Source organism: Pseudoalteromonas carrageenovora IAM 12662 (assembly GCF_900239935.1).
Taxonomy (GTDB): domain Bacteria; phylum Pseudomonadota; class Gammaproteobacteria; order Enterobacterales; family Alteromonadaceae; genus Pseudoalteromonas; species Pseudoalteromonas carrageenovora.
Genome location: NZ_LT965928.1, coordinates 1,677,828 through 1,689,057, shown reverse-complemented (window position 1 = coordinate 1,689,057; position 11,230 = coordinate 1,677,828). Strand labels below are relative to the sequence as shown.

Annotated in this window: 11 protein-coding genes and 1 pseudogene; 8 read left to right on the top strand and 4 right to left on the bottom strand. The window is 38.0% G+C overall.

The window, feature by feature from the left end; translation table 11 throughout:
• Positions 1–11 precede the first annotated feature (11 nt).
• The 5 genes from ubiG (at position 12) to yfaE (ending at position 6,198) form a co-directional block, all read left to right on the top strand.
• Positions 12–722, top strand: a complete 711-nt coding sequence (ubiG, locus tag ALFOR1_RS07655; protein WP_104642580.1) for a bifunctional 2-polyprenyl-6-hydroxyphenol methylase/3-demethylubiquinol 3-O-methyltransferase UbiG — start codon at positions 12–14, stop codon at positions 720–722.
• Positions 722–1,402, top strand: coding sequence for an HAD family hydrolase (locus ALFOR1_RS07650; protein ID WP_104642579.1), 681 nt, complete (start codon positions 722–724; stop codon positions 1,400–1,402). Before ubiG ends, ALFOR1_RS07650 begins: the two co-directional genes overlap by 1 nt.
• 1,044 nt (positions 1,403–2,446) lie before the next feature.
• Complete coding sequence (gene nrdA / locus ALFOR1_RS07645; protein WP_104642578.1) at positions 2,447–4,729, top strand: class 1a ribonucleoside-diphosphate reductase subunit alpha; 2,283 nt, start codon at positions 2,447–2,449, stop codon at positions 4,727–4,729.
• 66 nt (positions 4,730–4,795) lie between these two features.
• On the top strand, positions 4,796–5,926 hold the full coding sequence (nrdB, locus tag ALFOR1_RS07640; protein ID WP_058549111.1) for a class Ia ribonucleoside-diphosphate reductase subunit beta: 1,131 nt from the start codon (positions 4,796–4,798) through the stop codon (positions 5,924–5,926).
• Entirely contained in the window at positions 5,926–6,198 is a 273-nt protein-coding gene (gene yfaE, locus ALFOR1_RS07635; protein WP_104642577.1) for a class I ribonucleotide reductase maintenance protein YfaE, read from the top strand. The genes nrdB and yfaE overlap by 1 nt, the downstream gene beginning before the upstream one ends.
• Before the next feature lie 65 nt (positions 6,199–6,263).
• On the opposite strand, the gene ALFOR1_RS07630 is transcribed toward yfaE, so the two are convergent.
• Both ALFOR1_RS07630 and ALFOR1_RS07625 read right to left on the bottom strand, forming a co-directional pair.
• Positions 6,264–6,821: a DUF1287 domain-containing protein gene (locus tag ALFOR1_RS07630; protein WP_370592839.1), complete on the bottom strand. Its 558-nt coding sequence runs from the start codon at positions 6,819–6,821 to the stop codon at positions 6,264–6,266.
• Positions 6,822–6,881: 60 nt separating this feature from the next.
• Positions 6,882–7,355: pseudogene (locus ALFOR1_RS07625) on the bottom strand (hypothetical protein).
• Positions 7,356–7,639: 284 nt separating this feature from the next.
• On the opposite strand from ALFOR1_RS07625, the gene ALFOR1_RS07620 reads away from it, so the two are divergent.
• Both ALFOR1_RS07620 and ALFOR1_RS07615 read left to right on the top strand, forming a co-directional pair.
• On the top strand, positions 7,640–8,059 hold the full coding sequence (locus ALFOR1_RS07620) for a hypothetical protein (RefSeq protein WP_104643640.1): 420 nt from the start codon (positions 7,640–7,642) through the stop codon (positions 8,057–8,059).
• Between the two features lie 564 nt (positions 8,060–8,623).
• Positions 8,624–9,619: an alpha/beta fold hydrolase gene (locus ALFOR1_RS07615; RefSeq protein WP_104642575.1), complete on the top strand. Its 996-nt coding sequence runs from the start codon at positions 8,624–8,626 to the stop codon at positions 9,617–9,619.
• A 127-nt stretch (positions 9,620–9,746) separates the two neighbouring features.
• Here ALFOR1_RS07615 and ALFOR1_RS07610 read toward each other — a convergent pair whose 3' ends face one another.
• Both ALFOR1_RS07610 and ALFOR1_RS07605 read right to left on the bottom strand, forming a co-directional pair.
• Positions 9,747–10,175 carry a hypothetical protein gene (locus ALFOR1_RS07610; RefSeq protein ID WP_058549105.1) on the bottom strand — a complete coding sequence of 143 codons (429 nt, stop codon included), beginning with the start codon at positions 10,173–10,175 and terminating at the stop codon, positions 9,747–9,749.
• Between the two features lie 265 nt (positions 10,176–10,440).
• Positions 10,441–10,614 (bottom strand): hypothetical protein, encoded by a 174-nt coding sequence (locus ALFOR1_RS07605; protein ID WP_165491314.1) that lies wholly within the window; start codon positions 10,612–10,614, stop codon positions 10,441–10,443.
• 201 nt (positions 10,615–10,815) lie between these two features.
• On the opposite strand from ALFOR1_RS07605, the gene ALFOR1_RS07600 reads away from it, so the two are divergent.
• Positions 10,816–11,202: a YkgJ family cysteine cluster protein gene (locus tag ALFOR1_RS07600; protein ID WP_104642574.1), complete on the top strand. Its 387-nt coding sequence runs from the start codon at positions 10,816–10,818 to the stop codon at positions 11,200–11,202.
• The last annotated feature ends 28 nt before the right edge of the window (positions 11,203–11,230 follow it).

Sequence of the window (11,230 nt, the reverse complement as noted above, 5' to 3'; positions counted from 1 at the left end):
GGAAGTATTTTATGACCGAACATCAAAATGTAGATCACGCAGAAATAGCAAAATTTGAAGCCATCGCAGAGCGTTGGTGGGACCAAGATGGGGAGTTTAAACCTCTTCACGAAATTAACCCATTACGATTAGACTTTATAGCTAATAAAACTCAAGGCCTATTCGACAAAGAAACACTCGACGTAGGTTGCGGTGGCGGCATACTCAGTGAAAGTATGGCGCGTATGGGGGCAAACGTAACAGGCATAGACATGGGGCAAGAGCCCTTAACTGTTGCCAAATTACACAGTTTAGAAACAGGTGTAAATGTAGATTACATAAAAGTACCTGCCGAAGAATTTGCGTCACAGCATCCTGAACGCTTTGACGTGATTACCTGTATGGAAATGTTAGAGCACGTGCCCGACCCTGCCTCTATCATTCATGCTGTAGCAGAGCTTGCTAAACCAGGCGCAGACGTTTTTTTCTCTACCCTTAATAAAACACCTAAGTCTTACTTGTATGCCATTGTTGGCGCTGAAAAGCTGCTAAAAATGGTACCAGAAGGTACGCACGACCATAAAAAGTTTATTAAGCCTGCGCAATTAATCGTATGGGCAGAGCAAGCTGGATTAAAAGTGCGTGCAAGTGCAGGATTAACGTATAACCCGTTTTCAAAGCAATACACACTAAATACAGATGTAAGCGTTAATTACATACTTCATTTTGAGAAGTTAGCTTAATGGCTAGCTCTCAAACCCCCACTTCACTTGTAAATTACGATGCGTTTTTATTTGACTTAGACGGTACGCTTCTTGATACCGCAGATGATTTAGGCGCTGCTTTGAATGCTGTACTTCGCTCGCAAGGCGTAGATGAAGTAACCAGCGATGTTTATCGCCCTGCTGCCTCTAACGGTGCTGGTGCATTATTAGAAGCTGGTTTTAAAACGTTATGGCCTGAGCAAGCACAAAGCACACTTATAAAACAGCTCGTTGATGAGTATGCTGCAAACATAGCAAATCAAACCGTTTGTTTTTCTGGTATAGAACCACTACTTATTGCGCTTTCTCATAAAAAGATCAAATGGGGGATCATGACTAACAAGCCCGGCTTTTTAACTGATCCTTTAGTGGCTGCTATTCCCGCTTTAAAAGATGCAAGTGTTGTGATCAGTGGCGATACTTTAGCTGAGGCTAAACCCTCACCTTTACCACTTATACATAGTGCAAAGCTGATGGGGGTAGACCCTAAACGCTGCTTGTACGTTGGCGATGCACAGCGTGACATTCAAGCAGGCAAAGCTGCAGGTATGCATACCGCCACAGCACTTTGGGGCTATGTACCTAGCATTGACGAAGCTGTTAGCTGGAATGCCAACTTTAACTGGCAAAGTCCGATTGATGGATTCAACCATATATAGTGCCATGTTAATTATTAAACACTATATATTGTGATTATGTTAGTTTTTACGCAAAGCTTGATGATAATAAAACCAGTCGAAATTTATTTTCAAATTGCGTAAATTTAGCAGATCATTAGTTTAATTGTCATTTATGTGTGAGCGTCTACTAACATAATTACATTATCCCAAAGTTATCCACAGACAGGGGCAAGTATGTCCCTTGCAAAACAACTCAGACCACATTAAAGTTTTATTAACACTTTGATGGAATTGATATTTCAACTAGGTGGAGGGGCTAACATCATACCCAAGGTTTGAATATGATGTTAGCAAAGACACTTGCTAAAATTTTAGGAAAGCGCCCTAGTGTGGAAGTTTGAGCGTATCTTATTCTTATATTATCGGCAAGTGACTAAACTCAGATTTAGGATAACTAAAGTTGAAGTTCAGTTTATCTATAGAAATATCAGAAAGTGTAATAATAGGTATTTTTAAAATTATTACACTGAGCAGCATGCTCTTTGTATAAATTTAAATGGGCTATCTTTTAGCCCATTTCTATATCTTACCTCTAATTATGCTTTTCATTTATAAAAGCGTTCTACCATGAACACTAAACAATTCACTTAGGTAGTACACTGAAGCCACATATAGTGCTATGTTAATTAATAAACACTATATATTGTGATCGTGTTAGTTTTTACGCAAAGCTTGATGATAAAAAAACCAGTCGAAATTTATTTTCAAATTGCGTAAATTTAGCAGATCATTAGTTGATTTTTACATATTTCAACTTAAATGATTGTTCGAAGGTGAGTGTCTACTAACACAATTACGTTATCCCAAAGTTATCCACAAACAGGGGCAATTATGTCCCTTGCAAAACAACTCAGACCACACTATCTTGTGATCTCTAAATTGAACAACACCAGATATTGTGGCCAAATGTTATTCAATTAAATTCGCCAATACGGTGAAACTTATAATAAATGAGTATGTACCTTGCTATTGCGAGGTATAAAGCATTGGTCAAAATACATAATCCCCAAGGAATACAGGCAAATGAACCAACAGTTATCTGTAAGCAAACGTGACGGGCGTAAAGAGCCTCTTGATCTGGATAAGATCCATCGCGTTATTGAATGGGCCGCCGAAGGTTTAAAAAACGTATCGGTTTCGCAAGTTGAATTAAAATCACACATTCAGTTTTACGACGGTATTCGTACTAAAGATATTCACGAAACCATTATTAAAGCAGCTGCAGATCAGATTTCAAAAGAATCGCCTGATTACCAGTACTTAGCGGCACGTTTAGCCGTGTTCCATTTACGTAAAAAAGCGTATGGTCAGTTTGAGCCACCACGTTTATTTGACCACGTAACAAAAATGGTTGAAGACAAACGCTACGACGCTCATTTACTTGTAGATTACACAGAGCAAGAGCTTGACGAGCTAGATGCATACCTAGATCATTCTCGCGATCTTAACTTTAGCTACGCAGCAGTAAAACAGCTTGAAGGTAAATACTTAGTTCAAAACCGTGTATCGGGTGAAATTTACGAAAGTGCACAGTTTTTATATATTTTAGTGGCCGCGAGCTTGTTCTCTGACTACCCACGTGAAACACGTACTGATTACATCAAACGTTTTTACGATGCGGTATCAATGTTCAAAATATCATTGCCTACGCCTATTATGTCGGGTGTACGTACGCCTACTCGTCAATTTAGCTCTTGTGTACTTATTGAATGTGGCGACAGCCTTGATTCAATCAATGCAACGTCGTCAGCTATTGTAAAATACGTTTCTCAGCGTGCGGGGATTGGTATTAACGCAGGTCGTATTCGTGCTCTAGGTAGCCATATTCGTAACGGCGAAGCATACCACACCGGTTGTATTCCATTTTACAAGCACTTTCAAACAGCGGTTAAAAGCTGTTCACAAGGCGGTGTACGCGGCGGCGCAGCAACATTGTTCTACCCGCTTTGGCACTTAGAAGTAGAAAACCTACTCGTACTTAAAAATAACCGTGGTGTAGATGACAACCGTGTTCGTCACTTAGATTACGGCGTACAGTTTAATAAATTAATGTATTCTCGTTTAATTAAAGACGACTACATTACGTTATTTAGCCCATCAGACGTACCAGGTCTTTACGACGCCTTCTTTGAAGACCAAGACGAGTTTGACGCGTTATACATTAAATACGAGCAAGACGACTCAATTCGTAAAAAGCGTATTAAAGCAATTGAGCTTTTCTCAATGTTTGCTCAAGAGCGTGCGAGCACAGGTCGTATTTACTTACAAAATGTGGATCACTGTAATACGCATAGCCCGTTTATTTCTAAAGTGGCGCCAATTCGCCAATCTAACTTATGTTTAGAAATTGCATTGCCAACTAAGCCACTAAATAACGTGAACGACGAAGAAGGCGAAATTGCTCTTTGTACACTATCTGCGTTTAACTTAGGTGCAATAGAGTCACTTGATGAGCTTGAAGAACTCGCTGAGCTTGCAGTACGTGCACTTGATAACTTACTTGATTTCCAAGACTACCCAGTACCGGCTGCACGTAATGCCACTATGGGACGTCGTACGTTAGGTATAGGTGTAATCAACTACGCATACTACTTAGCTAAAAACGGTAAGCGTTATTCAGACGGCAGCGCAAATGCGCTAACTCACAAAACATTTGAAGCGATTCAATATTACTTAATGAAAGCGTCTAATGAGCTTGCTAAAGAACGTGGTGCATGTCCTAAGTTTAACGAAACAACGTACTCTCAAGGTATTATGCCAACAGATACGTACAAACGTGACCTAGACAAAATTTGTGATGAACCTCTTCACCTAGATTGGGATTCACTTCGTGCGAGCATTCAAGAGCACGGTATGCGTAACTCAACACTAAGTGCGTTAATGCCATCAGAAACATCGTCGCAAATTTCTAACGCAACTAACGGTATTGAGCCACCACGTGGTCACATTAGCGTTAAAGCAAGTAAAGACGGTATTTTAAAACAAGTTGTGCCTGAGTACGAACGTTTGAAAGATAATTACGAGCTATTGTGGGATATTCCATCAAACGATGGTTACTTGCAACTTGTAGGCATAATGCAAAAATTTATTGACCAAACTATCTCGGCCAATACTAATTATGATCCAAGCAAATTCGAAGGTGGTAAAGTACCTATGAAAGTCTTATTAAAAGACTTACTAGGCGCCTACAAATTAGGTGTTAAAACCTTGTACTACCATAATACACGCGATGGTGCATCTGATGCACAAGACGACACGCCAGAAGTCGAAGATGACGATTGTGCAGGCGGCGCGTGTAAAATATAGTTGCTGATTTTAATTTTAAGCGGGCGTTTAGCCCGCTTTGTTCTGATAGTTTTTTGAGTGATAAACATGTCTTATACTACTTTTAGCCGTAATCATAATAACCAAATGCAAGAGCCAATGTTTTTTGGCCAAACTGTAAACGTATCGCGTTACGATCAACAAAAATACCCTATTTTCGAAAAGTTAATTGAAAAGCAACTGTCTTTCTTTTGGCGTCCTGAGGAAGTAGATGTAAGTAAAGACCGGTTAGACTTTCAAGCATTACCAGATCACGAGAAGCACATATTTTTAAGTAACTTAAAATATCAAACATTGCTTGATAGTGTTCAAGGGCGATCGCCTAACGTTGCCCTACTTCCTATTGTATCTATTCCAGAGCTAGAAACGTGGATAGAAACATGGGCATTTAGTGAAACAATTCACAGTCGCTCATACACGCACATCATTCGTAACGTAACGCAATCACCAGAGCTTATTTTTGATGATATTGTGAGTAATGACAAAATCAGCGAGCGTGCTGATGCAGTAACAACGTACTACGATGATTTAATTAATTCTGTATCGCTTTACAACCTATATGGCGAAGGCAAGCACGAGATTAACGGTAAAACAGTTATTGTTAATTTATTCGAACTTAAAAAGAAACTTTACCTTGCTATGATGTCGGTAAACATTCTTGAAGCAATTCGTTTTTACGTTAGCTTTGCATGTTCGTTTGCGTTTGCTGAACGTGAATTAATGGAAGGTAACGCTAAAATCATCAAGCTAATCGCACGTGATGAAGCACTTCACCTTTCGGGTACTCAGCATATTTTAAACATTATGCAAGATGGCAAAGACGACCCAGAAATGGCGATTGTTGCTGCGCAGTGCCGCGACGAAGCCATTAAAATGTTTGTAGAAGCAGCTGAGCAAGAAAAAGAATGGGCAGAGTACTTATTCAAAGATGGCTCTATGATTGGTTTAAACAAACACATTTTATGTCAGTATGTTGAATACATTACTAATGCACGTATGACCGCTATTGGCCTACCTGCTCAGTTTGATAACAACAGCAACCCTATTCCATGGATCAACTCATGGCTTGTATCAGACAACGTGCAAGTAGCACCACAAGAAGCTGAAATTAGCTCATACCTTGTTGGTCAAATTGATTCACAAGTAGATGCCTCAGAATTTGGTGACTTTGATTTATAATGAGTGACAAACCCACTGCAAGCATAACGCTTGCAGATAACAGCCAGTGTATAGAATTTACCACTGGCTGCCCTTCAGTTTTACAGTGCTTAGAATCCCAAAAAATAGACGTAGCGTATCAATGCCGCGAAGGCTATTGTGGAGCATGTAGAGCGACCTTACTCACAGGTAATGTTGAATACAACGAAGAGCCTTTAGCCTTTGTACGCGAAGGTGAAATCCTGCTGTGCTGCTGTAAACCCAATGGTAATATAAGTATTAGTTTAAAATAAGCATTTTTAAATTCTGCTTGAGGAAATTTATAGTACAGAGTTTAAGTTAAATATTAATGCCTTAGCTAAAAGCCTTCTGGTACGAATCGATAATGCCCTGTAATTTTATAATTAAAAAGCATATCGCTTTTTTGGGGCCCTCGACCAATATTATGAACTATAAACGGATTGCCTGTCTCTTTTGAGTGCTCATCAATCACCATACCAATGTGCGGTAAATTGCCCGGTAACATCCATGTAACTATATCTCCAGCTTCATAATCTGCTGGGTTAGCAGAGATACTCAACATGTGCCCATGTCTTTTAAAATAAGTTTGTAAATTAGGCACTCTTCGGTGGTCTATATTTTTATCCGGCTTAGTTAAACCCCATATACGTTTAGAAGGATACAATGCAAAGTTTTGCAACATATCTTCGTGTACACGTTTTTGTAAATCTATACCTAACTTTCTGTAACTTCTGATTATAACGTCGGTACATACCCCAATATTTTCAGGCACATCACCACCAGGGTAAGCAATTGAGTGGTAAGCCCCGTCGTAGGTAATATTGTGTTTTGTTCGCTCTAGTAAGGCTGATACTATACTTTCTTCAAACGTGACAGCTTGTGCATCAATACACATTAAAGTAAAAAAGCATCCTAACGTTTTGTTCATATAAATTCCTTTAAAATTCAGCGCTAATTACAACGTATGACTTACATATTTTGGCACATCTATTTTTTTACCACGACTAGCAAATTGCTCGTCAAGCGCGTATGCCATCTTTTCGAGCGGAGCATGGTGATATCCCACACGTTGAATTTCACTAATGTAACGATGCATAAATGCGTCAGCGCCTAACTCAAGCTACTGCGCAACATGAACAAGTTCATGAAAATGAACCCTTAAATTAGTAGCGACGTGGGGAAGTATATAATAAGTATTTTTATACGTTATACCCGCCGCGTCCATATCGACAAAATCACCTAGGCCCATTTCTCGTAGACCCACAAAGTCTGGCTTTGGTATTTGGTCTACAACAACGTAATATGCGTTTTTTAAAAACTCGGTAGGATAAAACCCATCAAATTCATTACTGAATTTATCACAACTCACTTTTTGACTACTGTATTTTAAATTTGTAGAGTCAATCCAATTTTCTATCTGTTCTAGCACAGCTTATCCCCTAAAGTACAAATGCAACACACCATGTGTAAACCTTAACCAAATATTGTAGTAAATTTTTTAACCAGAACTTTTAGTATTATCACCTCTCAACTATCTAAGAAAATAGAACGTATAGAGTATCTAAACAAAAAGCTCTTAATCAAAATTATCATATAAGCATAACTGGTCTATAAACAGTAAAAATCTTTTTTATATTTTTTAAAGTGTTATCATTTGTAACTAAAATAGCAACACTTAAAATCATGTATAATTTTACTAATACACTATTTCGCATGAAAATATTGCGTTTCAGTCCCATTGTCTTACTGGTCATATTAAGTAATACAGCAAATGCTGAAAATATAAAACCGTTCACATCAGATGGCTGTAGTGCTTTTCCGGACGGCACCACAAAACATAAAAAGTTGTGGCTTGCATGTTGTAAAGCGCACGACTACGCCTACTGGCAAGGTGGCACTTATTGGCAACGTTTAGAAGCAGATAAAGCCTTGCAACAGTGTGTTATTGAAGCCGGCGAAACGAGTATAGCGAACCTTATGCTTGTTGGAGTTCGATTTGGTGGCAGCCCTTATACACCATCGACTTTCAGATGGGGCTATGGTTGGCCCTATCCTAGGTTATATCAGGCATTAACAGCTGTTGAAATTAAGCAAATTGCTGCTTTAAAAACGGTATCAACTCAAACCAATTAATAAGTTGTGAAAAACTGGGTTATGAAAATAATATCAAAAGGAATTGAATCACTATGCTTATACTGCTAAGTATCATTTTAACTTTGTTTCCAACGGTAATATCTTATTTTATTTCAAGTAATTACGCTAAGAAGGCTAAAGCGACTAATAAAGGTGCTTACATCAGAGCAGTGCTTTGGCCTAGTGTTTTCTCGTGGACACTATTTGCGGCTGTTGGGCACGGTGCAATCATCTTTCCCTTACCTTCAACGTTTGCGGTCGTGTTATATGTGTTTCTATATGACGAACGTGGTATCTATTTTCATCATCACATCTTTTTAAGCCCAACGATTCCTATAGCCGTTTATTTAATAAGCTATTTCAAATACAAAAAAGCGGCGAATAAAGAGCTAACGCCCTAACCCACTGTTAGCTCATAAGTATCTTGTAAGATCCAAAGCTACACTTACTTCTGCTGTACCCTTCTTTGCTGTGAAACTACAACGTTATAATCTGAATATAAATGTGTAAATAACAGGTCTAGTAAATTAATAAAGCGTTATTACAAAAAACACGAGTTTACTTATGCATCCAAATATACAAAATAAACTTAAAATAAAACCTGCTCACATCGTTTCTATTATTGTGTTTTTACTAATTTCTATGTCGACACTTACTGCTAAAGTATATGCAACAGATGCAGCATGGCCTTCAAAAACTACTTATAAATATGCAAACGTCGACGGTAAAAAAATATTCTACCGAGAAGCGGGTACGCAACATGAACAAACCATTGTGTTGTTGCATGGCTATCCGTCCTCATCTCACAGCTGTCGCGAACTAATCCCTCTTTTATCCGGTCGCTTTCATATAATAGCGCCTGATTATCTAGGTTCTGGTTATAGCGCACGCCCAAACCCAGAAACTCAAAAATATACTTTTGAATTACTAGCTCAATACGTTGAAGGGTTACTAACAACGCTAAAAATAAAACGCTACAGCCTATATATACAAGACTTTGGAGCACCTGTGGGATTTAGAATGTTGTTAAATAACCCAAATAGGCTTGATGCACTTATTGTACAAAATGGCAATGCGTATTTAGAAGGGTTAACCGTAGCGAGGCAAGCGTTTTTTAAAGCCGCGAATGAGGACAAAACACAAGCGCAGAGGGATAAAATTTATTCGTTCACGTCTAATAAAGCCATTATTAATAAGCAATATTTACGAGACGTACAAAGTTACCCAGAAGTGATGAGCCCAGATAGCTGGACTCACGATCTTCACTTTTTACAAACCAAATCCGATAGAGTAATTCAAGTCCAATTGCTACAAGATTACTACAACAACCTTCTCGACTATCCAAAATGGCAAGCTTATTTACGCAAGTACCAACCACCAACGTTAATTGTATGGGGTAAAAACGACCCTGCGTTTATAGCCGCAGGCGCTAAAGCATACTTAAAAGATGTACCGAACGCTGAACTACATTTACTCGATTCAGGGCACTTTAGTGTTGAAGAAAAACCTGTAGAAATTGCAAAGTACATTGTCGATTTTATGAATAAGCTAACTCAATAGTAAGCCTTTTCTTTTGGTTTAGTATTTATAGCGAACATAAAAAGCGCTGAGGGTATAAACAATCAGCGCTTTATTAAGCTCAAGCTAAATCCACAAGAATCACATTTAATATGGATAAGTTATCTATTTAACCTTCTTCTTCAATAAGTGACTCTAGTAGGTCGTGTATTTCAGCTTTAAGTTCTTTGTCTTCAATTTTATTAGCACTAACTTTAGCACTTTGCAGATTTTTAATAGCTTCATCTTTTTGACCAAGCTCTAGCTGTAATGTCGCCATTGAATAAGCCACCGATGACATATGATCTTTGTTATTAATGGCAACAGATTTTGCTAGTGCTTTTTCGTAAGTGGTGATTGCCTCTTCTAGCTCTTCAGTAAAATCGGCTAGGGTTTCCCACTGTACTGGGTGATCTTTGGATGTGTTTTCATTTTCTATACAAATAGCTTTTAGCTCAGCAAATAACGATTCAAACTTTTCGCGGTTGTTTTTATTAGCTGCCGCCATTAAATCTTCTGCAAGGTCATGTACCGCTTTATATACTTTTGTGTTCATCATTGCGAGGTATCCTTTAGGTTACTAAACTAAATGCTTTTACTCTCTAACCTTGAGTAGTTTATTCAGTTTAATGCCTTTTACTTTAGTAAAAATAGTGTTTTCAGTGATTAAAAGCTTATTTTAACCACTGATTTATTGAATTAGCTGTATGGCGTAATAATACATTAATAATGACCATAGCGTAGACGTTAAACGCTTTGTGGTTAAAATTTTATTCAAATTAGGGCAATAACTTAACGTACTCAGGTAGAAACGGAAAAAGGTACTAAAACAAACCCACTATCCAATCGAAGGTAAAAACAGTCGTAAATATTTTTAGCGCAATAACAGCTACAAATAAGAGAATAATGAACACTTTTGCTTTGTAGCTTTTCAGATTTTTCCAATACAAGCGTTTTGCATTAAATTCTGTCTTAAAATTATCTAAAGCGTCTTTCATGGTTACTCCCTGCTAATTTATTCCTAATAGACATTCAGCCTAAACTATTCATATTGATGTGCACGCTATAAAGGGTAACAAGGTGTATAATCAGTATTATGATTAGTTTATTATCAAAAATGCTAACCTTTTAGAACAGCTAAAAATAAATTCAGTGCTACACTAGCAGCCAACTTAAATTCGTTAACAACCAACTAAATTATGAAAGAATGTAACCAGTGTGGTAAATGCTGTATTAAGTACGGCGGTGGCGATTTAAGCGCAACAAAAGAAGAAATAGATTTATGGGAGCTTTTTAATCCCGAAATTTACGAATACGTTAAAAACAATGAAATTTGGTTCGACCCAAAAACAGGTATGCGTTTGTCTACCTGCCCATTTTTAGAAATAGCCCCCAAAAAAGAGCCTCTTGCTAAAAATATGTACACATGCAGTATTTATCTCGACCGCCCAGAAGACTGCCGACACTACCCTAGCCTTATACCCGAAATGATCCGAGATGAGTGCGAAATGATCGAACCAAGTGACATAAAAAACCAAACTAGAGCTCAGCAAAAACTCGATATACTCATGATAGACAGTAGATAAATAAACAAAGCTGTTTATCTATGATTTT